Source organism: Pseudomonas sp. NY15437, from assembly GCF_048068435.1.
Lineage (GTDB): Bacteria > Pseudomonadota > Gammaproteobacteria > Pseudomonadales > Pseudomonadaceae > Pseudomonas > Pseudomonas nitroreducens_B.
The window spans coordinates 286,083-312,129 of sequence record NZ_JBLUQC010000005.1 but is presented as its reverse complement, the minus strand read 5'-3'; the positions used below and the strand labels follow the sequence as shown (position 1 = coordinate 312,129).

Annotated in this window: 18 protein-coding genes and 1 CRISPR repeat array; of the genes, 12 read left to right on the top strand and 6 right to left on the bottom strand. The window is 67.6% G+C overall.

All coding sequences use genetic code 11. From position 1 onward, the window contains the following. Window positions 1-75 precede the first annotated feature (75 nt). The 5 genes from ACNFIA_RS14650 (at window position 76) to rlmF (ending at window position 5,641) form a co-directional block, all read left to right on the top strand. Window positions 76-1,731 carry a thiamine pyrophosphate-binding protein gene (locus ACNFIA_RS14650; RefSeq protein WP_416785952.1) on the top strand — a complete coding sequence of 552 codons (1,656 nt, stop codon included), beginning with the start codon at window positions 76-78 and terminating at the stop codon, window positions 1,729-1,731. Between the two features lie 111 nt (window positions 1,732-1,842). Continuing rightward, complete coding sequence (locus ACNFIA_RS14645; protein WP_259757000.1) at window positions 1,843-3,672, top strand: SLC13 family permease; 1,830 nt, start codon at window positions 1,843-1,845, stop codon at window positions 3,670-3,672. Window positions 3,673-3,694: 22 nt separating this feature from the next. Continuing rightward, window positions 3,695-3,991 (top strand): winged helix-turn-helix domain-containing protein, encoded by a 297-nt coding sequence (locus tag ACNFIA_RS14640; protein ID WP_416785948.1) that lies wholly within the window; start codon window positions 3,695-3,697, stop codon window positions 3,989-3,991. A 10-nt stretch (window positions 3,992-4,001) separates the two neighbouring features. Continuing rightward, the gene (locus tag ACNFIA_RS14635; RefSeq protein ID WP_259757002.1) at window positions 4,002-4,580 is read left to right on the top strand and encodes a VTT domain-containing protein; all 579 of its coding nucleotides are present in this window, start codon (window positions 4,002-4,004) and stop codon (window positions 4,578-4,580) included. A 53-nt stretch (window positions 4,581-4,633) separates the two neighbouring features. After that, window positions 4,634-5,641: a 23S rRNA (adenine(1618)-N(6))-methyltransferase RlmF gene (gene rlmF, locus ACNFIA_RS14630; RefSeq protein WP_416785946.1), complete on the top strand. Its 1,008-nt coding sequence runs from the start codon at window positions 4,634-4,636 to the stop codon at window positions 5,639-5,641. A gap of 32 nt (window positions 5,642-5,673) precedes the next feature. Here rlmF and ACNFIA_RS14625 read toward each other — a convergent pair whose 3' ends face one another. Further along, on the bottom strand, window positions 5,674-7,197 hold the full coding sequence (locus ACNFIA_RS14625) for an MFS transporter (RefSeq protein WP_416785943.1): 1,524 nt from the start codon (window positions 7,195-7,197) through the stop codon (window positions 5,674-5,676). A 158-nt stretch (window positions 7,198-7,355) separates the two neighbouring features. On the opposite strand from ACNFIA_RS14625, the gene ACNFIA_RS14620 reads away from it, so the two are divergent. Next, the gene (locus ACNFIA_RS14620; protein ID WP_416785940.1) at window positions 7,356-8,246 is read left to right on the top strand and encodes a LysR family transcriptional regulator; all 891 of its coding nucleotides are present in this window, start codon (window positions 7,356-7,358) and stop codon (window positions 8,244-8,246) included. 12 nt (window positions 8,247-8,258) lie between these two features. Here the strand turns inward: ACNFIA_RS14620 and ACNFIA_RS14615 are convergent, their stop codons facing one another. Next, window positions 8,259-8,801, bottom strand: coding sequence for a hydrolase (locus ACNFIA_RS14615; protein ID WP_416785938.1), 543 nt, complete (start codon window positions 8,799-8,801; stop codon window positions 8,259-8,261). 1,597 nt (window positions 8,802-10,398) lie between these two features. Between ACNFIA_RS14615 and cas1f the strand changes: the two genes are divergently transcribed. From cas1f to cas6f, 6 genes are read left to right on the top strand one after another with little or no spacing between them, the layout of a single operon-like run. Further along, entirely contained in the window at window positions 10,399-11,376 is a 978-nt protein-coding gene (gene cas1f, locus ACNFIA_RS14610; RefSeq protein WP_416785936.1) for a type I-F CRISPR-associated endonuclease Cas1f, read from the top strand. Then, the gene (gene cas3f, locus ACNFIA_RS14605) at window positions 11,373-14,771 is read left to right on the top strand and encodes a type I-F CRISPR-associated helicase Cas3f (RefSeq protein ID WP_416785933.1); all 3,399 of its coding nucleotides are present in this window, start codon (window positions 11,373-11,375) and stop codon (window positions 14,769-14,771) included. The genes cas1f and cas3f overlap by 4 nt, the downstream gene beginning before the upstream one ends. Before the next feature lie 31 nt (window positions 14,772-14,802). Next, window positions 14,803-16,149 carry a type I-F CRISPR-associated protein Csy1 gene (gene csy1, locus ACNFIA_RS14600; protein ID WP_416785931.1) on the top strand — a complete coding sequence of 449 codons (1,347 nt, stop codon included), beginning with the start codon at window positions 14,803-14,805 and terminating at the stop codon, window positions 16,147-16,149. Continuing rightward, on the top strand, window positions 16,142-17,140 hold the full coding sequence (csy2, locus tag ACNFIA_RS14595) for a type I-F CRISPR-associated protein Csy2 (RefSeq protein WP_416785929.1): 999 nt from the start codon (window positions 16,142-16,144) through the stop codon (window positions 17,138-17,140). Before csy1 ends, csy2 begins: the two co-directional genes overlap by 8 nt. A 15-nt stretch (window positions 17,141-17,155) precedes the next feature. Continuing rightward, window positions 17,156-18,193, top strand: a complete 1,038-nt coding sequence (csy3, locus tag ACNFIA_RS14590; protein ID WP_416785927.1) for a type I-F CRISPR-associated protein Csy3 — start codon at window positions 17,156-17,158, stop codon at window positions 18,191-18,193. Window positions 18,194-18,196: 3 nt separating this feature from the next. Continuing rightward, window positions 18,197-18,760 (top strand): type I-F CRISPR-associated endoribonuclease Cas6/Csy4, encoded by a 564-nt coding sequence (gene cas6f / locus ACNFIA_RS14585; protein WP_416785924.1) that lies wholly within the window; start codon window positions 18,197-18,199, stop codon window positions 18,758-18,760. A 129-nt stretch (window positions 18,761-18,889) separates the two neighbouring features. After that, window positions 18,890-19,575: direct repeats of the CRISPR family, unit length 28 nt; unit sequence GTTCACTGCCGTGTAGGCAGCTCAGAAA. A 282-nt stretch (window positions 19,576-19,857) separates the two neighbouring features. On the opposite strand, the gene ACNFIA_RS14580 is transcribed toward cas6f, so the two are convergent. The 4 genes from ACNFIA_RS14580 to sbcD form a co-directional block, all read right to left on the bottom strand. After that, complete coding sequence (locus ACNFIA_RS14580; protein ID WP_259759717.1) at window positions 19,858-20,349, bottom strand: Dps family protein; 492 nt, start codon at window positions 20,347-20,349, stop codon at window positions 19,858-19,860. Window positions 20,350-20,698: 349 nt separating this feature from the next. Further along, a complete protein-coding gene (gene aac(6'), locus ACNFIA_RS14575; RefSeq protein ID WP_416785922.1) occupies window positions 20,699-21,154 on the bottom strand; it encodes an aminoglycoside 6'-N-acetyltransferase in 456 nt (151 codons plus the stop codon). After that, window positions 21,154-24,603, bottom strand: a complete 3,450-nt coding sequence (locus ACNFIA_RS14570) for an AAA family ATPase (RefSeq protein WP_416785920.1) — start codon at window positions 24,601-24,603, stop codon at window positions 21,154-21,156. The genes aac(6') and ACNFIA_RS14570 overlap by 1 nt, the downstream gene beginning before the upstream one ends. Continuing rightward, entirely contained in the window at window positions 24,600-25,820 is a 1,221-nt protein-coding gene (gene sbcD, locus ACNFIA_RS14565; RefSeq protein WP_416785917.1) for an exonuclease subunit SbcD, read from the bottom strand. The genes ACNFIA_RS14570 and sbcD overlap by 4 nt, the downstream gene beginning before the upstream one ends. Between the last annotated feature and the right edge of the window lie 227 nt (window positions 25,821-26,047).

The window sequence follows — 26,047 nt, the reverse complement described above, 5'->3', positions numbered from 1 at the left end:
GGAAGAATCGTCGCTTGGAAGGCGCCGCTGCTTGGCTGAAGATCACCGGCACCCGTCCCCCTCAAGCGAACAGCCATGCCAGACTCTCCAGCCCGCAACGGCGGCCAGATCCTCGTCGATGCCCTGCAGCAGCACGCGGTGGACACCGTCTACTGCATCCCCGGCGAAAGCTACCTGCCGGTGCTCGATGCCCTGCACGATGTCGCCGATATCCAGACCATCGTCACCCGCCACGAAGGCGCCGCCTCGAACATGGCCGATGCCTATGGCAAGCTCACCGGCCGCCCCGGCATTTGCTTCGTCACCCGCGGGCCGGGCGCGACCCATGCGGCCAACGGCGTGCACACGGCGATGCAGGACTCGACGCCGATGATCCTTTTCATCGGCCAGGTGGAAAGCGCCTTCAAGGGCCGTGAAGCCTTCCAGGAAGTGGACTACCGGCAGATGTTCGGTGGCCTGGCCAAGTGGGCCACCGAGATCGACGACATCCGCCGCATTCCGGAGATCGTCGCCCGCGCCTTCCGCGTCGCCCAGTCCGGGCGCCCTGGGCCGGTGGTGATCGGGCTGCCGGAGGAAGTGCTGTTCGGCTGCGCGCAGGTCGCCGACGTGGCGCCGACGCCGATCACTCGCCCCGCGCCCGCTGCCGCCGCCATGGCCGAGCTGCGCGAGCGCCTGAGCCAGGCGCGGCGCCCGCTGCTGATCGTCGGCGGTACCGGCTGGACGCCGGAGGCCTGCCAGCAGGTGCGCGCCTTCGCCCGCGCCAACCGGCTGCCACTGGTGGCCTCGTTCCGTCGCCAGGACCTGATCGACAACCGCGACGAGCAGTATGTCGGCCAGCTCGGTTTCGGCGCCTCGCCCGCGCTCACTGCGCGGGTGCAGGAGGCCGACCTGCTGATCGTGCTCGGCTCGCGCCTGAGCGAAACGCCCACCGCCGGCTACACCCTGATCCAGAGCCCGCGCCCGTTGCAGAGGATGATCCACGTCTACGCCGATGCCAGCGAGCTGGGCCGTGTCTACCAGGCTGACCAGAGCATCCAGGCCGGCATGCCGGAGATCGCCGCCGCCCTCGCCGGCCTCGACCCGCTCGGCGAAACGCCCTGGGCCGAATGGACCGCCGCCGCCCGCGCGGACCACCTGAACTACGTCACTCCGCCGCACTATGCCGAGCCACCGCGGGGAGTGGACCTCGCGCAGGTGGTCCAGTACCTGAACGAAACCCTGCCGGACGACGCCGTCGTCAGCAACGGCGCCGGCAACTACGCCGTCTGGGTGCACCGCTTCTACCGCTACCGCGCGCCACGCAGCCAGCTGGCCCCCACCAATGGCGCCATGGGCTACGGTTTCCCTGCCGCCATCGCCGCCAAGCTGCGCGACCCGCAGCGCAGCGTGGTGTGCTTCGCCGGCGACGGCTGCTTCATGATGTACCCCCAGGAGCTGGCCACCGCCGTGCAGTACGGCGCCGCGCTGACCGTCATCGTGGTCAACAACGGCATGCTCGGCACCATCCGCATGCACCAGGAGCGCGAATACCCCGGCCGCATCAGCGCGACCGAACTGCGCAACCCCGACTTCGTCGCCCTCGCCCAGGCCTTTGGCGCCCATGGCGAGCGGGTAGAGCGCAGCGAGGATTTCGCCGCCGCCTTCGAACGCGCCCAGGCCAGCGGCCGGCCGGCGCTGATCGAACTGCGCACCGATCCGCAGCAGATCACCCCGGCCGCGCGGCTGCCCTGACGCGGCCTTGCGCCATACGCAGCGGCTCAGGCTTCGCTAAGCTGCACCGGGTCAAGGCATTGCGCTCGCCGCAGCGGGCACAATGGCGCCGGTAATTCGCTAGGGAAGCGCATGAGTCTGCAACTGATCTGGGTACTCGCCCTGCTCGCCACCGCGGTGGGGCTGTTCGTCATCAACCGTCCGCGCATGGACGTTGTCGCCCTGCTGGTGATGGTCGCCCTGCCCCTGTCGGGCATCCTCAGCGCGGAGGAGGCGCTGGCCGGCTTTGCCGATCCCAACGTCATCCTGATCGCCGCGCTGTTCGTCATCGGTGAGGGCCTGGTGCGCACCGGCGTGGCCTACCGCATCGGCGAATGGCTCACCCGCCGTGCCGGCGCCAGCGAGACGCGCCTGCTGGTGCTGCTGATGCTCGCGGTGGCCGGGCTTGGCTCGGTGATGAGTTCCACCGGCGTGGTCGCCATCTTCATTCCGGTGGTGCTGAGCATCGCCGCGCGCCTGCACGTCTCGCCGCGCCGGCTGATGATGCCGCTGAGCTTCGCCGGGCTGATCAGCGGCATGCTCACCCTGGTCGCCACCGCGCCCAACGTGGTGGTGCACAGCGAACTGGTGCGCGAGGGCGGCCAGGGCTTCGGCTTCTTCAGCTTTACCCCGTTCGGCCTGGTGGTGCTGGTGCTCGGCGTCGGCTACATGCTGGTGGCGCGGCGCTGGCTGGGCGAGGACGACGGCGACGCCGGGCAGAGCGTCAAGCGGCGCACCCTGGGCGACCTGATCCGCGACTACCAGCTCGCCGGCCGCGAGCGCCGCCTGCGCATCCGCCACGATTCGCGGCTGGTGGGCATGAGCCTGAGCGAGGTGGAGCTGCGCGCCCGCGCCGGCACCAACGTGGTGGCCATCGAACGCACCGCGCACTTCCGCATGAAGATCCTCAGCCCCAACGCCAACATCCAGTTGCAGGCCGGGGACGTGCTGCTGGTGGATATCTTCGGCGAGCGCACCGATCTGCTGGGTCTCTACCACGAGTACGGCCTGGAGCCGCTGAGCCTGCAGGGCGACTACTTCACCGAGCGCTCCCATGAGGTGGGCATGGCCGAAGTCACGCTGCCGCCGGAGTCCGCCCTGCTGGGCAAGAGCGTGCTGGACCTGGAGTTCCGCAGCCAGTTCGGCCTCAACGTGGTGGGCCTGCGACGCAACCGCGAAGCCGTGGTGGACGGGCTCCTGGAAGCCAAGCTCAAGGTCGGCGACACCCTGCTGGTGGTCGGGCCCTGGAAGGACATCCGCCAGTTGCAGAGCCGCGGCCGCGACTTCCTCGTGCTCGGCCTGCCGATGGAAGTGGACGAGGCCGCCCCCGCCGCCAGCCAGGCGCCCCACGCGCTGTTCAGCCTGGCGGTGATGGTGATCCTGATGGTCAGCGGCCTGGTGCCCAACGTCATGGCCGCGCTGATCGCCTGCCTGCTGATGGGCGCATTCCGCTGCATCGACATGGACAGCGCCTACCGCGCCATCCACTGGCAGAGCCTGCTGCTGATCGTCGGCATGCTGCCCTTCGCCCTGGCCCTGCAGAAGACCGGCGGCATCACCCTGGCGGTCAACGGCCTGGTCGGCGTCCTCGGCGGCGCCGGGCCCTACGCCATTCTCGCCAGCCTGTTCGCGCTGACGGCGCTGATCGGCCTGTTCATCTCCAACACCGCCACCGCAGTGCTCATGGCGCCGGTGGCCGTGGCCACGGCCAAGGCCCTGGGCGCCTCGCCCGACGCCTTCGCGATGATCGTCGCGCTGGCCGCCTCGGCCGCCTTCATGACGCCCATTTCCTCACCGGTGAACACCCTGGTGCTGGGGCCGGGGCGTTATCGCTTCGGCGATTTCGTCAAGGTTGGCGTACCCTTCACGATTCTGGTGATGATCGTCAGCGTTGTGCTGGTACCCTGGCTGCTGCCGCTGTAGCCGCCGAAAAGGAAGCGCCTCGATGGAAGTGAGCAAGACCAAAAGCAGTTTCTACCGCCGTCTCTACGTCGCCTGGCTGATCGACAGCGGCACCGCCACCAGCGTCCCGGCACTGATGGAGGCCACCGGCATGCCCCGGCGCACCGCCCAGGACACCCTGGCCGCACTGGCCGACCTGGACATCGACTGCGCCTTCGAGCAGCACGACGGCGAGCGCAACAATGCCGGCCACTACCGCATCCGCGACTGGGGCGCCATCGATCCGCGCTGGATCGCCGCGCACCTGCCAACGATCAAGGACATCCTGCAGTACCCCTGAGCCCATCCCCATGCTTGCCGTGCCGCCCGTCCTCTGGCGCTTTCGCCGACTGATCCTGCTGCTCGCCTTCGCCGCGCTGCTGGTCCTGCTCTACCGCGCCAGCGGCCTGCACGAGGACTTCAGCCTCGATTACCTGCGCACCGAGCTGAGCGACCATCGCCTGCGCGGCCTGCTGCTGTTCATCGGTCTGTTCGCCCTGGGCAACCTGCTGCATTTCCCCGGCCTGCTGTTCCTCGCCGCCGCCGTGCTGGCCATGGGCAAGCTGTGGGGCGGTCTCATCACCTATTGCGCGGCGGTGTTTTCCTGCGGCTTCACCTTCGTCGTCATCCGCGCCGTCGGCGGCAACGGCCTGCGCCTGCTGAACAACAGGCTGACGCGCGCGGTGTTCAGCCACCTCGACCAGCGCCCGGCCAGCAGCGTGTTCCTCCTGCGCCACGCCTTCATCACCTCGCCGACGCTGAACTACAGCCTGGCGCTGTCGGGCATCGGCTTCTGGCCCTACATGCTCGGCACCCTGCTCGGCCTGCCGATTCCGCTGCTGCTCTGCTGCCTGCTGTTCGACCGCCTGAGCAACGTGCTGCTCGGCTGACGCGCCCATCTGTGGGAAAATCCCCCTCCGCTTCCCAGCCCCCGCGCGCTCCCATGTCGAAACCGCCGAAACGCCCCGCCTCCCCCGCGAAACCCGCCCAGGCCCTGCGCGACCCCGCCGCCAAGCGGCCGAACCTGCTGCACCCGCGCAACCGGCACCAGGGTCACTATGACTTTCCGGCGCTGATCGACGGCTGCCCGGAGCTGGGCCGCTTCGTCATCACCAACCCCTACGGCAAGCCCAGCATCGACTTCGCCAGCCCCGAAGCGGTGCGCGTGTTCAACCGGGCGTTGCTCAAGGCGCAGTACGGCATCGCCCAGTGGGACATCCCCGCCGGCTTCCTCTGCCCGCCGATCCCTGGCCGCGCGGACTACGTGCACTACCTCGCCGACCTGCTCGCCGAGGACAACGGCGGCAGCGTGCCGCGCGGGCCGGACGTGCGCGTGCTGGACATCGGCGTCGGCGCCAACTGCATCTACCCGCTGATCGGCCACCGCGACTACGGCTGGCGCTTCCTCGGCTCGGACATCGAACCCGCCGCACTGGCCTCCGCCCACGCCATCGTCAACGGCAACCCGGGCCTGGCGGCGGCCATCGAGTTGCGCCAGCAGCACGAGCCGACGCACATCTTCCGCGGCCTGCTGGGCGCGGACGAGCGCTTCGACGCCACCCTGTGCAACCCGCCCTTCCACGCATCGCCAGAGGAAGCCAGCAGCGGCAGCCGGCGCAAATGGAAGAACCTTGGCAAGCTCGACCCGTCGCGCCAGTTGCCCAAGCTGAACTTTGGCGGGCAGAGCAACGAGCTGTGGTGCGAGGGCGGTGAGATCGCCTTCCTGCGCAAGCTCGCGGCGGAAAGTGCAGAAGTCGGCCGGCAGGTGCGCTGGTTCAGCTCGCTGGTGTCCAAGGCCGGCAACCTCGACGACTTCCGCCGCGCCCTGAAGAAGGCCGGCGCCGTCAGCATCCGCACCGTGGACATGGCCCAGGGGCAGAAGCAGAGCCGCTTCGTCGCCTGGACCTTCCTCGAGCCGGAGCACCGTCGCGTCCGCCCGCAGGGCGCCTAGCGCGGCACGCGTTATCCGCCGTCAGCCCGCGTTCACGCCTCGGCGACAAGTCCCGGCGCCCTTTCCCGCCCCAGCAGCACGAACACCAACCCGGCGACGACGAGCGTCACGCCCCCCAGCCACTCGAGAACCCGGCTGAACACGGCCACGTAGTCGCTGCGCAGTTGCTCGGGCGGCAGTTGCGGGAACTGCTCGACCACCGCTGCCAGGTTGCCGATGGCCAGTTGGTTGGCGCTCATCAGGCGCTCCCCGCTGGCCAGGCCCAGGGGCTCCAGCTGCGCCGCGATCAGCGTTGCCAGCAGGGCGCCGACCACCGCGATGGCCACCGCATCGGCCGATACCCGCACCGTGTTGAAGATGCCCGTCGCCATGCCGGCACGCTCACGCTCGACCACGCTCACTGCCAGGCCATCCATCAGCCCCCACGGCAGGCCGATACCGATGCCGATCACCAGCAGCGGCGCATCGGGCGCAATGCCCTGCGTCAGGTTGCGCGCCAGCCAGAACAGGCCGCCCGCGACGATGACCAGGCCGAGCGCCGAGAGGCTGCCGGCACCCACGTGCTTGGCCAGCATCGCCGCGAGGAAGGGCACCACCAGCAGCGGCGCCGACAGCGCCAGCATGGTCCAGCCGGCCTGCAGCGCGCCCTGGCCCTCGATACCGATGAAGCGCCCCGGCAGCAGCACGATCAGCACCACATAGGCGAACGCCGGCGACGCGCCGAGCAGTTGCACGCCCACGAAGCGCCATTGGCTGAACAGCGATAGGTCCAGCAAGGGACGCTCGATGCGGCGCTCGACCGCCACGAACACGGCCAGCAACATGGCGCTGAGCACCAGCGTGCCGACCACGGCCAGGCTTGCCCAGCCCTGCTCCGGCGCCAGCAGCAGGCCGTAGGTGAACAGGCTGAGGGCGGCGGTGAAGCTCAGCGCGCCACGCCAATCCAGGCCGCGCGCGTGCGGGTCCCGCGTCTCGCGGCAGAAGCGCACGACCAGCGGCACTGAGGCCAGCGCACAGGCCGCCGGCACCAGGAACACCCAGCGCCAGCCGGGCCCGTCGGTAAGCCAGCCGGCCAGCAGCGGGCCGAACGCCAGGCCAACGCCGAACGTGGTGCCCAGCAAGCTGAACACGCGGGTGCGGATAGGCCCGTCGAATTCCTGCGCCAGCGCCGCCATCGCCGCGGCAAAGGCCGCCGAGCCGCCAGCCCCCTGCAGCACCCGCAGCAGGTCGATGAGCGCCACCGAACCGGCCAGCGGGATCGCCAGCGTGGTCAGGCAGAACAGCGCCAGGCCGACCAGCCAGATGCGCTTGCGCCCGTATACGTCCGCCAGGCTGCCGGCCGCCATCATCGCTGCGCCGTAGGCCAGCACGTAGCCGTTGACGATCCAGTTCAGCGCCACTGCCGAGCCGCCCAGTTCATGGGCGATGGCCGGCAGCACCACGGCGGGGCCGGTGAAGCACAGCGGGATCAGCACCGCCGTCAGGCTGGCGGCCAGCAACAGCAGCCAGCGCGAGGTCTCGGGGCTGTTCTCGGGGAAGTCGTGGGAAGGGGTCATGGTGGGTCCGTCATGTGTCGAAGAAGACCCAGCCCACGCTAAACAACCCGCCATTGCGGAAAAACAGGCTAGGATTCCGAACATAACGGACGCCAATGTCCGTAATCGTCTCCCCCTCGCGCGGCACAATAGCTGCCCACCCGCACGGATACCTGCCCATGGACAGCCTCAACGGCCTGCGCGTCTTCCTCCAGGTCGCCGACACTCTGAGCTTTGCCCAGGCTGCGCGTCTGCTCGGGCTCTCCGCCTCGGCGGTGGGCAAGAGCATCGCCCGGCTGGAGGAGCGCCTCGGCGTGCGTCTGTTCCACCGCAGCACCCGCAGCTTGAGCCTTTCCAACGAAGGCCAGCTGTTCCTCGAGCGCTGCCGACGCATTCTCGACGAACTCGAAGCGGCGGAGCAGGAACTGGCGCTGTCCACCCAGCAGGCTCGCGGGCGCCTGAAGATCAGCATGCCGCTGGTGGCGGGGCTGCTGCCGCAGGTGCTCCCCGAATTCCTCCGCTGCTACCCGCGCATCCAGTTGGACATCGACTTCACCGACCGCCTGGTGGACGTCATCGAAGAGGGGTTCGACCTCGTCGTGCGCGGCGGCGAGTTGCGCGATTCGCGGCTCAAGGCGCGCAAGCTGGGCGACTTCAGCCTGCTGCTGGTGGCCGCGCCGGCCTACCTTCGGCAGTACGGCACACCGCGGCGCCCGGCGGATCTCAGCCAGCACCTGTGCCTGCATTACCGCTACCCGAGCAGCGGCCTGGTGCAGCGCTGGCCGTTGAAACTGGAGGCGGGAGATGCGGAACCCCGCCTGGACGGCGGGCTGATCTGCAACACCGCCGACATGCTGATCAGCGTTGCCAGCCAGGGCATGGGCATTGCCTGCCTGCCCGACTTCGCGGTGCGCAGCGCGCTCAATGACGGCCGGCTGGTCCAGGTGCTCAGCGAACACACCGCGCACCTGGGCAGCTTCCACGCGTTGTGGCCGGCGGGCCGGCGCATGTCGCTGAAGCTGCGGGTGTTCCTCGACTTCCTCAGCGACCGGCTGTTCGTCACCCGTTGAGGGACGAGCGGGTCAGCGGATGAACTGCTTGCTGATCTCGCGGAAGACCTCCGTCCCCGCGCGTTCCATCCATTCGAAGGCGACCATCTCCCGCGAGACGATCACCGCGCCGGCCTGGCGCATCCTGGCCAACGCCAGCGCCTTGTCCTGCGGGCGGCGCGAGCCGACGGCCTCGTCCACCACGAACACCTCGCGGTCCTCGGCCAGCAGGCCCAGTACCGTCTGCAGCACACAGACGTGCGCCTCGGTGCCGCACACCACGAACTGCCGACGCTCGCCGCCGGGCAGGTGCAACAGGCCCGGATCGGCAACGGCGGAAAAGGCGATCTTCTCCAGCACCTCGGCCTCCGCCAGCGCGTCGCGCAGCGCCGGCACGGTCGGACCGAGGCCTTTCGGATACTGCTCCGTGGCCAGCACCGGCACACCCAGCCGACGCGCAATGGCCAGCAGCCAGGCGCTGTGCTCGAGCACCGCCTCGTTGTCATGGATGGCCGGGAACAGGCGCTCCTGGATGTCGATGATCAGCAGGGTCGAGGCCTGGGCGCGCAGCAGCATTGGGGTTGTCCTCTGGATTGGCAGGCGGGATTCCAGCCGAGTTGTCGCCCTACGGTGCAGCCCTGTCAACCGCCCAGTGCCGGCGTGCTCGCGTAGGAGCGGACCTTGTCCGCGAAGTCCCGACCGCCACGCTGTGGGTGAAGGATGAATCCCTGATGGCGGCTCAGGCGACAGGTACGGGCGTCCCCTCTCCCTTCAGGGAGAGGGCTAGGAAGAGGGAAATCCCTGGCACGTATTCCCAGACGGAGACAGCTCCTAGCCAGAATCCCACCCCGGCGTTCCCGTGCAGCGGGCCATGCTCGCGAGCCGATGCCCTGCCAAACACCGTTCCCCCCCCTTTTTCCACGCCCTCCGGGCGGGCTTTTGAAATCAATCGGTTACGATGCATGAAAGAAAAAGGGTACTACGCCCTCTTGCGGCAGAAATTCTCGATGCAACAATGGGTTGGCGGGCGGGAGCTCTAGTTCACTGCCGCATAGGCAGCTCAGAAAAGCTGGCGAGTGGCGTTCTGGTAGTGGTGCTGGTTCACTGCCGCATAGGCAGCTCAGAAACGGTCGACACCCCCGTCCTCATCACCAACCTGGTTCACTGCCGCATAGGCAGCTCAGAAAATCCCAGCCGTCTGAACAACCCTCAATCAGCAGTTCACTGCCGCATAGGCAGCTCAGAAAAAGGGCGTCGGGGTCGAGCTGCCATATCCGACGTTCACTGCCGCATAGGCAGCTCAGAAAATCTGGTCGTAGCTCTTCTCGATCGCCTGCCGGTTCACTGCCGCATAGGCAGCTCAGAAAATTTTCGCAGGCAGCAGCAAGAGCGCCGGCTCGTTCACTGCCGCACAGGCAGCTCAGAAATGCTCGCCAACCAGCGTGCCCTCACCGTTGATGTTCACTGCCGCATAGGCAGCTCAGAAATCAACGGCAAGGCGGTGAGCGAGGGGCTGGGGTTCACTGCCACGCAGGCAGCTCAGAAACAGCTGTCGTAATGCGCGACTCATCCGCACATGTTCACTGCCGTATAGGCAGCTCAGAAACGATATGCCAGTACCGCTCCATCGCGGCTTCCGTTCACTGCCGTGTAGGCAGCTCAGAAATCGCTCACCGGTATCAGCTGGATGCCATCCTTGTTCACTGCCGAGTAGGCAGCTCAGCAAAACTAGGCTTGGACGATCGCTCCGCTGAGCCTGTCCACTGCGCGCAGGCAGCCAATAAAAATCCCCGTCACTGCCAGCGCCGTCGCGCCCGCTGCTCATGCTTAGCCTGGCGGCAGCCTCGTGCTCCACGACAAACTGCCTATACGGCAGTGGACGGAGCCTGTGGCTCGGTGGCGCCATGCCTGGAGTTTCTGAGCTGCCTACCCTGCAGTAATGCCCATCGCCTGTCAGCACCAAGCGCAGGCATCCCCTCCCCTCGCACACGGCTTTTTTCTGCCTTTGTTGTAACCCATTGATTTCCATAACCCCGTTCAAAGGGGGGATCAAACTTCAAGAAAACCGCAACGCCCTACCGGCAATCAAGGAAATTTCTCCCAGCACAAAGCGCCCATGCCCATATTGCCAACTGCGAGGATTCCTCGGGATTGCCTGAGGAATTCCCGTTTTATGGATGACATTGCCGCTTCCGACCTGAAAACCATCCTCCACTCCAAACGTGCCAATCTGTACTACCTGCAACATTGCCGGGTGCTGGTGAACGGCGGCCGGGTCGAGTACGTCACCGACGCTGGCAAGCGCTCGCTGTACTGGAACATCCCCATCGCCAACACCACCTGTCTGCTGCTCGGCACCGGCACCTCGATCACCCAGGCGGCGATGCGCGAGCTGGCCAAGGCGGGCGTGCTGGTAGGCTTTTGCGGCGGCGGCGGGACGCCGTTGTTCAGTGCCAACGAGGTCGATGTGGAGGTGACCTGGCTGTCGCCGCAGAGCGAATACCGGCCTACCGAGTATCTGCAGCACTGGGTACGTTTCTGGTTCGACAACGACCTCCGGCTGGAGGCCGCCAAGACCTTCCAGCGTGCGCGGCTACAGCGGGTACAGCAGGCCTGGCTGGAAGACCGCGCGCTGCGCGACGCTGGCTTCGGCGTCGACGCCGCAACCTTGGACACCGCGCTGCGGGCCTCGCGCGAGGTCATCGACGGCGCCGCCAATCACGACTTTCTGCTCACCGAAGAGGCCCGGCTGACCAAGCAGTTGTTTCGCCTGGCGGCTCAAGCCACTGGCTACGGCGAATTCACCCGCGCCAAGCAGGGCAGCGGCAGCGACCCGGCCAACCGTTTCCTCGATCACGGCAACTACCTGGCCTATGGCCTGGGCGCCACCGCCACCTGGGTGCTCGGCCTGCCCCACGGCCTGGCCGTGCTGCACGGCAAGACGCGGCGCGGCGGCCTGGTATTCGATGTGGCCGACCTGGTGAAGGATGCCCTGATTCTGCCGCAGGCGTTTATCAGTGCCATGCGCGGCGATGAGGAGCAGGACTTCCGCCAGGCCTGCATCGAGGCGCTGGCCCGGCACGAAGCGCTGGACTTCATGATCGACACCGTGAAGGCCGTCGCCCAGGAACTGGGAGGCCGCGCGCCATGAACGTCCTGCTGATCAGCCAGTGCGACAAGCGTGCGCTCAAGGAAAGCCGGCGCCTGCTCGACCAGTTCGCTGAGCGCCGTGGCGAACGCACCTGGCAAACACCGATCACCCAGGCGGGCCTGGATACCCTGCGCCGTCTGCTGCGCAGGAGCGCACGCAAGAACACCGCCGTGGCCTGCCACTGGATTCGCGGCAAGGACCACAGCGAACTGCTGTGGATCGTCGGCGATGCCAGCCGCTTCAATGCCCAGGGCGCGGTGCCGACCAACAGCAGCGAGCGCGCCATCCTGCGCGCCGACGATGAAAACGACTGGCACAACGCCGAAGCCATTCGCCTGCTGGCCCAAATGGCCGCCCTGCTGCATGACCTGGGCAAAGCCTGCGCGGCCTTCCAGCAGCGGCTGCGCAAGCCGGTGCGGGAAGCCAACCTGGTGCGCCATGAATGGATTTCCCTGCGGCTGTTCCAGGCCTTCGTCGGCGCGGACGATGACGAGGGCTGGCTGCAACGCCTGGCAGCCCCAAGGGACAAGGACGACGCCTGCTGGCTAGCGCCGTCGCGGCTGCTGCGCGACGGCCTGGACGGCGCCGCCGCTCACGGTGCGCCGCCCTTCGCGCGCCTGCCACCGTTAGCCGCCGCTATCGGCTGGCTTATGGTCAGCCACCACCGCCTGCCGACCCTGCCGGTGTACGACGACCGCACCGGCCAGCAACACGCGCTGGGTAAACGTCATCCGTCCTTTTCCGCCGAGCAACTGGACGGGCTACTGGCGACCGTTGGCCCCGACTGGAACGAACGCCGACAACCTGCGGCGGCCGACCTTCTTCCGGCATATTGGCACTTCCCGCAGGGCCTACCCGTCACGCAGCCGTGCTGGCGCGCCCAGGCCAGCAAGCTCGCCGCGCGCCTACAGCAGCTGAACGCAAAGCACGGCCAGGGTAACTGGCTGGACAACCCCTACGTGATGCACCTGGCGCGGCTGAGCCTGATGCTGGCCGACCATCACTACTCCGCGCTGCCCCACGGCGCGCCGCAGCGGGTCAAAGGCGACACGGCGCGCAGCGACACGCGCGCGCTGTTCGCCAACACCGGGCAGGACGCCGAGGGGCACACGCGGCTGAAACAACCGCTGGATGAGCACCTGCTGGGCGTGGCCCGCGACTGCGCCACCATCGTCCACGGTCTGCCCGGCTTCGCCCGCTACCTGCCACGCCTGGCGCAGCACCGCGGCCTGCGCAAACGCAGCGGCTCGCCGCGCTTCGCCTGGCAGGACAAAGCCACGGACACGGCGGCGAGCATGCGCGAACGCGCGGCCGAGCACGGTGCCTTTATCGTCAACATGGCGTCCACCGGCTGCGGCAAGACCCTTGCCAACGCGCGCATCATGAATGCCCTGGCCGACCCGCAACAGGGCCTGCGCTGCACCTTCGCCCTGGGCTTGCGCACCCTCACCCTGCAAACCGGGCGCGCCTACCGCAAGGAGCTGCGCCTGAACGACGACGAGCTGGCCGTGCTCGTGGGCGGTACGGCCAACCGCACGTTGTTCGAGTTTTACCAGCAACAGGCCGAGGCCGAGGGTTCAGCCTCTATCCAGGCGCTGCTCGATGAAGACAGCCATGTGTTCTACGAAGGGCACACGGCCGACCACCCGCTGTTGGCAAAAGCCCTGGCTGACGCCAGCATCCGCAAGCTGCTGTCGGCGCCGCTACTGGTCTGCACCATCGACCACCTGATGCCCGCCACCGAGGCGCAACGCGCCGGGCGGCAGATAGCGCCGATGCTGCGGCTGATGAGCGCCGACCTGGTGCTCGATGAACTGGACGATTTCGACCTCGCCGACTTGCCCGCCCTTACCCGCCTCGTGCACTGGGCGGGGCTGCTGGGCAGCCGTGTGCTGATCTGTTCGGCCACCCTGCCGCCAGCGCTGGTGGAGGGCATGTACCAGGCCTACCGCGCAGGCCGCCGGCATTACCAGAACAACCGCGGCGCGCACTCCGGGCGCGCCGCCGAGGTCGCCTGCCTGTGGGTCGACGAGTTCGGCGTGCAGGAGCAGGCCTGTGCGCAGGTCGAGACCTTCGTGTCGGCCCATGCGCGCTTTACCGAAAAACGCGTAAAGGCGCTGCGACAAGCCATCGCCGACGACGGGCCACGTCGCTGCGGCCTGCTGATTCCGTTAAACATTCCAGCACAGCAGACGGAAGCGATCCGCCACGCCTTCGCCGAGCAGGTACTGCGCGCGGCCAGTTGGGCCCATACGGCCCACGGGCAAATCTGCCCACACAGCGGCAAGCGAGCGAGTTTCGGGCTGGTGCGCATGGCCAATATCGAGCCCCTGTTCGAGGTGGCGCTGGCGCTGCTGCGCCTGGGCGCGCCGCCGGGAATGCGCATCCATCTGTGCGTCTACCATGCGCGCTTCCCGCTGCTGCTGCGCTCCGCCATCGAGCAGCGCCTGGACCGCGCCCTGGACCGCCGCAACCCAGATGCCGTGTGGAGCCTGCCGGACATTCGCACGGCCCTGGATGGGCATGCCGAAACCGAGCACCTGTTCCTCGTCCTCGCCAGCCCTGTCAGCGAGGTGGGCCGCGACCACGATTACGACTGGGCGCTGGTGGAGCCTTCCTCCATGCGCTCGCTGATCCAACTGGCCGGGCGGGTGCAACGCCATCGCAACCAACCCTGCCAATCACCGAACATCTTCATCTTCGACACCAACCTGCGGCATTTCGAGGCCGAGCGTGGCCACGACGACCAACCCCGCGCCATCTACCTGCGCCCGGGCTTCGAGGCCGATGCGCCACTGGCCAGCGCACCCTTCCGTCTCACCCGTCACCGGCTGGGCAAATTGCTGCGCGAGGACGAGTACCGGCACATCACCGCGTGCCCGCGCATTCAACCCCGCCCCTGCAACGACTGGCGCCCCAAGGAAAGCCTGGTGGACCTGGAACACGCCCGGCTGCTCGACGCGATGCAGCCCAACGCTGGCGAACTCAATGCCGCCAGTGCCTGGCAATCGCCGCGCGCCGCGCTCACCTGGGCGCTGCCGCAGCAACAGCGCTTCCGCGACGACAGCCAGTACCGGCAAACCACCTTGGCACTGCTGCCCGACGAGGACGGCGACAGCCTGCATCTGCATTACGTGAAGGCGTCGAAGCAGCAGCGTGAAGACGAATACATCCGTGATGACTCCCTGCTGCAACGCATCGACCTGGAGCGCCAACTCGGCCCACGCATTGGCCGCTGGGGACAGGATGACCTGCTGGAGCTGCTGCGCGTTCAGGCAGACGAGCAAGGCCTCTCGCTGAAAGACAGCGCCAAGCGCTTCGCCACCGTCAGCGCCCCCGACAGTAGGCAGGGCTGGCGGTATCACGAGGCGTTGGGCTTCGCCAGATCCCGATAACCGATTCATCCATCCCCGGAAGGAGTGTGCCATGAGCGATAACCCACAACGACGGTGGCGATTCCGCCAGGCCATTGAGGGCTTCATCAGCGAACGCCGCGACGCCAAGCTCAAGGGTGAGGGCGAAAGCGATGCCGCCGGCAAGTACGAGTACACCACCTGGCTGGGGGACGCCGCGCGGCGCGTTGCGCAGATCCAGGCGGTAACCCATGTACTGAAGGCCACCCACCCGGATGCGCGTGGCAGCAGCCTGCATTGCCCGCCGGCATCGCTTCACCCCCACGATGAAATCGGCACCCACAGCCTCGGTGATGTCCACGCGGACGATATCGTCGGCAATGCCGCCGCGCTGGATGTGTACAAGTTCCTCAAGGTGGAGGTCGAAGAACGCCGGTTGCTCGACTGGCTACTGGCCGAGGATGCCGACCTGCTGGCGGCGCTGCACGACGACGAAAGCACCGCGCGGGAATGGGCGGCGGCCTTCAGCAATCTGATCCGCAACGAAAGTGGCCAACCAGCCTCCCACGCCATGGCCAAGCAGTTGTACTGGTGCGTGTCAGGCGCGGCGGAAGACGACGACGGCTATCACCTGCTGCAACCGCTGTTCTCCAGCAGCCTGGCCCAAGCCATCCACGCCGATATCAGCGAAGCACGCTTCGGTGAGGCCAACAGGGAGGTGCGGCGCGCACGGCGTGCTAAGGCGCCCCACCACGGCGAATACCACAACTATCAGAAGCTGGTGGCGCGCAGGCTGGGCGGGACCAAGCCGCAGAACATTTCTCAGCTCAACAGCGAGCGCGGTGGGGTCAATTACCTGCTGGCTTCGCTGCCGCCGAGTTGGAAGCAGGATATTCCCCGCGATTTCCTTCGCCTCGATTCCGCTCTGGAGCGCTTCGCGCGCTTTCCTGGTGTCGCCGGCCAACTCAAGGCGCTGGCCGACTTTCTTGTCAGTGACCCGCCGCCCACTGTAGCAACCCGCCAACGTCGCGAGCGCATTGAGCGCGCGCTCGGAGATTCCCTGGCGGCCTTCGGCCTGGACGTACAGGATCGCTTCCCCCCCGGCTGGACCCGCGATGACGACTGCCGCCTGCCGGACGCGGAAAAGCTCTGGCTCGACCCCGGCCGCGCCGAGCTAGAGCCGCGCCCGACGCATGAGCAGGAAGATCGACGGTTCACTCTCGACTTTCACCTGAAGGACTGGCTCGACCAGATCGCCACCAGCTTCGCCCACTGGGTCAACGCCTACCTGAAAGGCCGCGACCTGCCGGTGGGCGACGTCGAAGCGGCGCACTGGGCGCGGCAGGCCATCGTGGAAGTGGCCGCCTGGCCAGCGCCCCTGCAGCGGCGCCTGTTCACGGGGGGAACGCAGCATGGCTGAGTGTCCGCACGTCGATCATTTGCTGGTGCTGCCGCGCCTGCGCATGCAGAACGCCAATGCCCTTTCCAGCCCGCAAACCCACGGTTTCCCCGCCATCACCGCGTTCATCGGCCTGATGTGGGCCCTGCAACGCAAAACCCTGGCGGCCGGGCTCGACCTGCGCTTCCACGCGGTCGGCGTGGTCTGTCACGCGTTCGAGGAGCAGGTCACCGACAGCCCCTTCGTCCGCGCCTTCCGCCTGACCCGCAACCCCGTAGGCAGGGACGGCGGCACCGCCGCCATCGTCGAGGAAGGCCGCATCCACCTGGAGATCAGCCTGGTGCTGGGCGTGACCAGCCCGCAACTCGATGCCCATGGCCTGGATGACGGCAGCGCGGCCGCCGCCATCGCCGTCCTCGTGCGCGCCCTGCTGGACAACCTGCGGATCGCCGGGGGCAGTTTGATCCCGTCTCGTGTGTCCGCTGCCCGGCAGCAGCCGTTCTTCGTGGCGTTGAAGGGCAACACGGAAGACCGCGCGCTGAGCTTCGAAAAAGCCCGGCAGCGACTGTTACCGGGCTTCGCCCTGGTGGCCCGGGATGACTTGCTGGACGCGCGCTTGCGGGCATTGCAGGCAGACGACCCGCACGCCAGCCGGCTCGACGCCTGGCTCTCGCTGTCGCGCATCAACTGGCGTTACCGCGCGGAATCGGAAACGGAGCGGGCCGGCTGGGAGCATGACCCGCACAGCCTCGGCTGGATCGTCCCGATCCCGGTGGGCTACGCCACCCTAAGCGGGCCGCATGCGCCCGGCAGCGTGGCGAATGCACGCGATCCCCAGGCGCCCTTCGCCTTCGTGGAAAGCCTCTACTCGGTGGGCCAATGGCTTGGCCCACACCGCTTGCACAGCCCGCAGCAACTGCTCTGGTACCCGCAGCACGCCGAGGAACTCGGCCTCTATCGCTGCCGTAACGACTACGCCGCTTCGGCGGCTGCCCACTACGACTTTGAGTGACCCAAGGAACCGATCATGGCCAACGAAACCCTCAAGACCGCCTCCGTTCTTGCTTTCGAACGCAAGCTCGACCCTTCCGACGCGCTGTTCTATGGCGGCGACTGGGCACAGCGTAACAACAGCAGCGCCTGGGCGGCGCTGGGCATCGGCACGAAGTCCGTGCGCGGCACCATTTCCAACCGCCTCAAGAGCAAGGACCAGGACCCGGCCAAGCTCGATGCTGCCATCGAGAGCCCCAACCTGCAAACCGTCGATGTTGCCACCCTGCCCCACGATGCCGACACCCTGAAAGTGCAGTTCAGCCTGCGTGTGCTGGCTGGCACCGGCAGCCCTTCCGCCTGCAACGACGCGACCTACCGCGAGCGACTGGAGCAGACCATCCAGGCCTATGTCGCCGAACATCGCTTCGACGAACTGGCCCACCGCTACGCCAGCAACCTGGCGAATGCGCGCTGGCTGTGGCGCAACCGCATCGGTGCCGAGCAAGTGGAAGTGTTGATCGAGCACCTGGTGGACGGCCAGCCCGCCGCGAGCTGGACCTTCGACGCCCTGGACCTGTCGCTGCGGCATTTCGAGGCGCCGGCCAGCGCCGCCGCGCGGGACGATCTCGGCGCACTGTCCATGCTGTTCGCCGCCGGCCTGCGAGGTGAATGCCATGTGCTGCTCTCGATCAGCGCCTACGTGCGCATCGGCCGCGGCCAAGAGGTATTCCCCTCACAGGAACTGATCCTCGACCGCGGCCGCGGCGACAAGAGCAAGACCCTCTACCACGTTAATGGCGTGGCGGGCATCCACTCGCAGAAGCTCGGCAACGCCATCCGCAGCGTCGACACCTGGTACCCCGGCGCCGACGAACTCGGCCCGATCGCCGTGGAGCCCTATGGCTCGGTCACGACCCAGGGCAAGGCCTACCGCCAGCCCAAGGAGAAGGCCGACTTCTACACCCTGCTGGACAACTGGATACTCAAGGGCAAGGCACCGGAACGAACAGGCGACCAGCACTATGTGCTGGCCGTGCTGATTCGCGGCGGCGTCTTCGGCGAGGCGGGGTGAACCATGGAGCACTACCTCGACCTGCGCATCCGCCCCGATCCGGAAATCGCCCCGGCCCACCTGCTCGGCGCACTGTTCACCAAACTGCATCAGGCACTGGTGGCGCTGCCGGACGAACAGATCGGCGTCAGCTTCCCCGAGGTCAACGAAGCCCGCCCGTGGCTGGGCGAGCTGCTGCGTCTGCATGGCAACGCGGCGGCGCTGGACCACCTGATGGCGTTGCCCTGGCTGCACAGCCTGCGCGACCAGGTGGCCATCGGCGAGCGGCGCCCGATACCCGCTGACGCACAGTATCGCGCGGTGCGCCGGGTGCAGGTGGACAGCAACCCCGAGCGCCTGCGCCGCCGCCTGGTGCGCCGCCACGGCATCAGCGCCGAGCAAGCACGCCAGCGCATCCCGGACACCGCCGGCCGCCAGCTCGACCTGCCCTTCCTGCGCCTGCACAGCCGGAACAGCGGGCAGCGCTTCCTGTTGTTCATCCGACACGGCCCGCTGCAAGCGCAGCCCAGTGCCGGGCGCTTCAACCGCTACGGCCTGAGCGACAGCGCCACCCTGCCGTGGTTCTGACCCTTTTTTCGGAGAGATTGCCAGCCCTAATAAAATCAATCACTTGGCGATTCAGCCTGGAAGAGGGTCGGATCGTCACCGTGGCTGATTTTTGTTTTGGAGACAGATAGTTACATCAGAAAGGCTCTAGTTCACTGCCGTGTAGGCAGCTCAGAAACACTCCAAGGCGATGCCGAATACCTGCGACGTGTTCACTGCCGTGTAGGCAGCTCAGAAATTGAACCAGTTGATGGTGCTGTCGCCCAGCTCGTTCACTGCCGTGTAGGCAGCTCAGAAATGACCCGCGGCGAACGCGACCGCAGTTGCCGCGCTCACTGCCGTGTAGGCAGCTCAGAAAAACCGGGAGAACTACAGTTACCTGCCCTTCAAGTTCACTGCCGTGTAGGCAGCTCAGAAACTGACCACGGAGCAAACCGCACGCGCCAACGCGTTCACTGCCGTGTAGGCAGCTCAGAAAAAGGCCGCCCGCACGCGCCCACCTCGGCGAGTTCACTGCCGTGAAGGCAGCTCAGAAATTCTTCTTGCTCTTTCCCAGCCCGGACACCTGGTTCACTGCCGTGTAGGCAGCTCAGAAATTGCGAGAGGCCGGCGTAGCTACCAATGACTTGTTCACTGCCGTGTAGGCAGCTCAGAAAACTACACCGACAACCTGGCGAAGGCCGTGCGCGTTCACTGCCGTGTAGGCAGCTCAGAAAAGCTCCGCCACCCTGGCCTGGGCAGCGTCGCGGTTCACTGCCGTGCAGGCAGCTCAGAAATGGAGGACAGGCCTGCAGCGCAGGCAGTCGCAGTTCACTGCCGTGCAGGCAGCCCTGAGGTACAAGGGCGGATAACCGCTTGCGGTTATCCGCCGAGAAGGTTCGTGGGGCATCTGCGGCGGATAACGCTTTCAGCGTTATGCGCCCTACGGTTTCGGTAATGCTGAAATCATGCTGCAGCAAGAGAGACTTTCACTGCCGGATAGGCAGCTCAGCAAGGGGAAGGTTGCGCCAGGGCGGCGCGGGCGAGCGCACTGCCGTGCAGGCAGCACACATCGTGACTTTCGCCCACATAAAAAACGCCGCCACCCAAAAGGGTGCCGGCGTTGTGGTGTAGCGAGATCAGTGCCCGGTACTGTCCCCGCGGCGACTGGTTTCGAAGAGGAACCAGGTGCGCTGCTCGGTCTCGTCGATCCAGTTCTCGATCAGGCTGGCGGTGGCGATGTCGTGGTACTCGTCGCACAGGTCATGGACCTCGCGCATGTAGGAGGTCAGCGCTTTGTTGTCCTCCTGCAGCTCGGCGAGCATGTCCAGCGGCTGGACGAACTCGGCGTCGTTGTCGAGGATGCGCTTGAGCTTGGCGATGTGACCGATAGAGCGAATGCTGTTGCCGCCGATCTTGCGGGTGCGTTCGGCGATGGCGTCGGTCATCGCGAAGATTTCGGTGGCGTGGTCGTCCAGCAGCAGGTGGTAATCGCGGAAGTGCGGGCCGCTGACGTGCCAATGGAAGTTCTTGGTCTTCAGGTACAGCGCGAAGACATCCGCCAACAGGCGGTTGAGCGCAGCCGACAGGTCGCGGGTGGCGTTCTTGCTCAGGTCCGACGGGGTGGCCAGCGCGGGGGCGCGACGCGGAGCGGCTTTTGCGGTGGCAGCCTTGGCTGCGGCTGGCTTGGCAGCAGCCGTCTTGGCGGCGGGTTTGGCGGCCGCGGCTTTGGCGGCGGCAGGTTTTGCGGCAGGTTTGCTGGCCGCTTTCGCAGCCGGCTTCGCGGCGGGCTTGGCCGCTGCGGGTTTCTTCGGAGCCGATGCGGATTGCTTCATCTCAAATCACCTCTACGAAAGATCACGATACCTGTGGGTGCCGACTCGGGCGCGATTGGCTGAGTGACGCGGTCTTGAGCCTATCTCGCCTGGCGTCGATTGCAAGTTGACAGCACTGCCGCACTCGCGTTCCGCCTGATGTGGATCAATCGTGAAGCGGCTTCCTGAAGTAGACGACGCGCTCGGTCTCGACGAAGCCCAACGCCCGGTGCAAGGCATGGCTGGCGGTGTTGTCGAGCGCTGCATCGGAGGCGAAATCCACGCAGCCACGGGCAATGCCCCAGGCCTGCACCGCGCGTACCAGGGCCCGCGCCACGCCCTGCCGGCGGGCCTCCTCGCGGACGAAGATGCCTTCGAGAAACAGCACCGGCGAGCCATCGGTACCGTTCACGTAATCGCTGCGCACCGAGGCCTCCGCCAGCCCGAGCGCCCTGCCCTGTTCATCGCGCAGCAACCACGCGCCATAGCGATGGGGCTGCGCGAGAATGTCACGCGCCTCTTCGCGGAAGGCATCCGCGTGATCGCCCGGCCAGAGTTGCAGGCGCAGCTCGACCCAGTCGGCCAGATCGTGCTCATCGCAGTGACGCGCCGGCCGGTTCATCACGCTTTCTCCGGCTCGAAACGGAACTGCGCATCGAGCTGGCTGTAGCCCATGCCGACGCCCTTGTGCACCTTGAGTTGCACCGGGATGCGCTCCTTCAGTGCCTCGACGTGGCTGATCACGCCGATGGTCTTGCCGGTGGCGTTGAGGCTGTCGAGCGCATCCAGCGCGACCTCCAGCGTCTCGCCGTCGAGGGTGCCGAAGCCCTCGTCGAGGAACAGCGAATCGATGCTGGTCTTGTGGCTGACCAGGTCGGACAACGCCAGCGCCAGCGCCAGGCTGACCAGGAAGCTTTCGCCGCCGGACAGCGTCTTGCAGTCGCGCGTCGTGTCGCCCTGCCAGGTATCCAGCACCTCCAGTTCCAGCTCGCCGTCGCTTCGCCGCGCCAACTGGTAGCGCCCATGCAGGCGCTGCAACTGGCGGTTGGCCAGATGCACGAGATGATCGAGGGTCAGACCCTGGGCAAAGCGCCGGTAGCGCGCGCCGTCGGAGGCGCCGATCAGGCTGTTCAGGCGCTGCCACAGGTCGTGCTCCTGCTCCTGCCGGGCGATGTCGGCGAACAGGCTCTGCTGGCTGGCGCGGCGGTTGTCGTCGCCCTGCAACTGGGCGCGAATCTCGCCCTGTCGCTGGCCGAGCTCCCGCAGTTGCGTGGCGAGTGCCTGCAACTGCCGGTCGAGTTCCTCCAACGGCAATTCGCCGTGGGGTTCGCCCTGCAAACGCTCGACGTCCCGGATCGCGGCGTCGCGCAGGGTCACCGCCTCGGTGATCGCGGTTTCCAGGCGCTGGCGCAGCTGGGTCAGTTCGCTGCGCTGGACATCGTCCAGCAGCGCGGCGAGGTAGGCGGATTCGTCGGCGAAAGGGCTGGCCGCCAGCGCGTGCTGCCAGCTTGCCAGGCGCTCCGCGAGGCGCACCTGTTCCTGTTCCACGCGCTCCACCAGCGACTGCTCGCGCCCCTGCAAGGCATCGGCCTGACGCTGGGCTGCCGCCAGGTGCTCCTCGGCCTGGAGCAGCGCCTGTGGCGCAGCCGGATGATTCGCCAGCGGCTGGCGCGGCTCGAAGCCGGCGGCTCGCCAACGCTGCTGCCACTGCTCGGCCACCTGTTGCGCCGCACGGGCAGCCTGTTCGGCATCGCGCTCGGCGGCGGCGAGTTCCTGACCGCGCTGCTGGTCCTGCTGCCACTGCTGCCACTGCGCCGTTCGCTCGGCCAGCCATTGCTCGCCGTCGTCGGGCACGGCATAGCCCAGCTCGCCCAGCGCGGCGGCCAGGGCCTGTTCCTGTTGTTGCAGCTCGGCGCGCTGGGTCGCGAGCTGCTGGGCGCGTTCTTCCTGGCGCTGGCGTTCGTGGGTCTGCTGCTGGTCGAACAGCGCCAGCCGTTGCGCCGCCTCGGCGTGATCGCGCTCGGCGCGCTGGCGCTGCTGCTGCGCCTGCTGGAGCTCGGCGCGGTGTTCGTCGAGCGCACTCAGTTGCTGTTGCAAGGCGGCCAGCGCGGCCTCGTGGCGCGCGCGTTCGGCGCCGAGCTGCAGGTCGTCGTCGAGGACGACGCCCTGGGCATCGCACTGCTGCTGCCACGCCTGCTGATGCTGCGCCAATGCGGCCTGGGCGTCGTCCAGCTGACGCTGACCCTGCTGCAGTTGCGCGTCCAGTTCCGCCAGCTCGCCGCGCAGGGCGATGCCCTGGCTTTCCAGCTCGGCCAGTTGCTGGCGCGCCTGCTCCAGCGCCTGCTGGGTGGCGGACATATCCAGCGCCTGGTAAGCCGCGATAGCCGGGTGCTCCGGCGAGCCGCACAGCGGGCAGGCCTCGCCGGGCTGCAACTGCGCGCGCAGGTGTTCGAGCTGGTGAATGCGCTGTTCCTGCTGGAGGAGTTTTTCCTTGTCGGCGACCTGTTGCTTGGTCGCCTGGTAGCGCTCGCGCAGCGCGACGATGGCCGTGTCGCGCGCGGCCTTGCGCTGGCGCAGCGCGTCCAGTTCCGGCTGCCAGCGCGCCAGTTGCGCGGCGGCCTGGGCGCGGGCCTGGGCCAGTTGCTCCAGGCGATCCAGCCCGCGGCTCTGTTGTTGTGCCTGCTGCAGACGCTCGCGCAATTCCCCCTCGGTAGCGCCGCCCAGCAAGCCATCGAGCAACTGCTGATGCTGGCGCTCCTGCGCGGCGGCCGTATCGAGCTGCTGCTGCAAGAAGACGACATTGCCCTGCAGGCTCTGCCGCTGGCCCGTCGCGGCCTGCAAGGCCTGGTCGGCCGCCTGGGCCTGCCGCAGCAGATCGGCAATGGCCTGCGCCAGCCGTGCACGCTGGGCGAACTGCGCGCGCCAGCCGCCGAGCAGTTCGCCCAGCTTCGCGTGCTGCGGATGCTCGGCCAGCCGCGCCTGCAGCGCCTGGCGTTGCAGGCTGAGCGCCTGGTAATCGCCCTCGCGCGCGGCGTGTATCTGCTGCGCGTAATGGCTGGCCTCCCAGAGCGCCTGGGCGATCGCTTCGCGGCAGGACAGCTGCTGCGTGCGATTGTCCAGTAGCGCACTGCGGCCCTGCTCGACGCTCTCGTCAGTGCTGCGCCAGGCCTGGTGCAGCGGCTGGAGGCGGGTAGCGGGCTCGCTGTCGGCGAGGCGTTGCAGGTCGGCCTGAGCCTGCTGGAGAGCCTCGCGCGCGGCGGTCTCCTTCACGCCCGCCTGTTCGAGCTGCTGCTGCGCGCGGCCCAGGTCCTCGCGCCAGCGGCGCTGGGCCTGGACGGCCGCGTGCTGTGCCTGCACGGCGGTTTCCTGCGCGGCGGCATCGCGGCCCTGCTGTTCCAGCTCGCCGCGCTGCTCGGCGCTGAGCAGCTCGAAGCCTTCGGCACGGGCGCGCAGTTGGTCCAGCGCGCCCCGTACTTCACGGGTGCGCTCGAACACGCGCTGGGAAATCAGCCCGTAGATTTCCGTGCCGGTGAGCTCTTCCAGCAGCTCCGCGCGCTGGTTGGCGTTGGCCTCGAGGAACGCGGCAAAGCCGCCCTGGGCCAGCAGCATGGACTTGGTGAAGCGCTCGAAGTCCAGACCGGTGAGCGTCTCGGTCTGCTTGAGCTTGTCGTTGATCTTGTCGGTGAGGATCTGCCCCTCGCCGCTGTCGCGGTCGATACGCACCAGCTCCACCTTCGGCGCCTGCAACGCGCCTTCGGCCTTGTCACGGGCCCGGCGCTGGCTCCAGAAGGCACGGTACGGCTGGCCCGTCACCTCGAACTCCACCTCGGCGAGGCAGTCGGCGGTGTGCCGGGTCATCAGTTCGTTGCCGCTCTGCGACAGCACGCTCATGCGCGGCGTGCGGTGGTACAGCGCCAGGCAGATGGCGTCGAGCAAGGTGGTCTTGCCCGCCCCGGTCGGCCCGGTGATGGCAAACAGGCCGTTGCCGGCGAAGGGCTCGGCGGTGAAGTCGATCTTCCATTCGCCCTTGAGCGAGTTGAGGTTCTTCAGGCGCAGGCTGAGGATTCTCACGGGCGCTCCTCCTGCAACTCGGCGACGACCTGGCGGTAGAGACCGGTCAGGCGTTCGCGCAGCGGCGCGTCCAGGTCCTCGGCGTCCAGGCGCTGGCGGAACACGTCCTCGGGGCTGAGTTCGTCGAGGGTTTCCCTGGCTTCGCTGAACAACGCCGCCTGCGCGGTGCCGCGCTCGCGGCGGGTGCGCAGGACGATCACCGGCAACTCCTCGCAGAGTTTCTCGACGCGCAACTGGATGTCGCTCAGGTAGTCGTCGGTGTGCACCATGACTTCCAGCCACACCGGCTGCTCTGCGCTCCCCTCGCGGGCGACGCGGGCCAGCTCGGCGGGCAGTTGGGCGAGGCTGGCGGACACCGATTTCAGCGGCTGGAAGCGCGGCACCGGCAGCGCGGTGACGCTGCGCAAGCCGCTGTCATCCAGGTCCACCAGCAGCACTTCCTTGCCCTGGGTCGCCTCGTCGAAGCTCAGCGCAATCGGCGAGCCGCTGTAGCGGATGTGCTCCAGGCCGCCGACCTTCTGCGGCCGGTGGATGTGGCCGAGGGCGATGTAGTCCGCCGCCGGGAAGGCGCTGGTGGGGAAGGCCTCCAGCGTGCCGACGTAGATTTCCCGCACTGACTCGCTGGCGCTGGCGCCGACGGTGGTGAGGTGGCCGGTGGCGATGATCGGCAGGTGCCGGCCGAGGGCTTCGCGCTGCGCCTGGGCGCGCTCGAACAATGCGCGGTAATGCGCCTGGATCGCCTGCTGCAGCGCCAGTTGCTTGTCCTGCGCGCTCTGCCCGGCCTGGCTGGTGAGCACGTCGCGCGGGCGGATGAAGGGGATCGCGCAGAGGATGGCGCCGGGCTGGCCGCCACGCTCGGGCAGCACCAGCAACTGGCGGTCGAGGTCGGTTCCGACGGCGGCGATCACCTGGGTGTCGAGGCAGGCGAGCAGGTCGCGGGACTCCTCCAGCATCGCCACCGAGTCGTGGTTGCCGCCCAGCACCACCAGGCGCGCGCCGGTGTCGCGCAATGCCACGATGAAGCGGTTGTACTGCTCGCGGGCGTAGCTGGGCGGCGCGCCAGTGTCGAACACGTCGCCGGCGATGATCACGGCATCCACCGCCTGCTCGCGCACCTGTTCGATCAGCCAGGCACAGAACGCCTGGTGCTCGGCCTCCCGGCTCTTGCCCATGAAGTGCTGGCCGAGGTGCCAGTCGGAGGTGTGGAGAATGCGCATGCCGTGAAATCCGCCGCCGTGTTTCGAGGCTTGCGATGATAACGGTTTGCGCCCTGCCGATGGCGGATTCGCCGGCCTTGCCGGCGGATCGCGGGCATGGCCCGCTCCTGCAGGGAAACTCCTGCAACGGGAAGAAGGAAATCCCGCGCCATTGCGCCGCCGTGCAGGCAGTTCGGAAACACCTGATTCGTCGCCCGCCATTCACCAGCGCCCAGGCTGGCTATCTT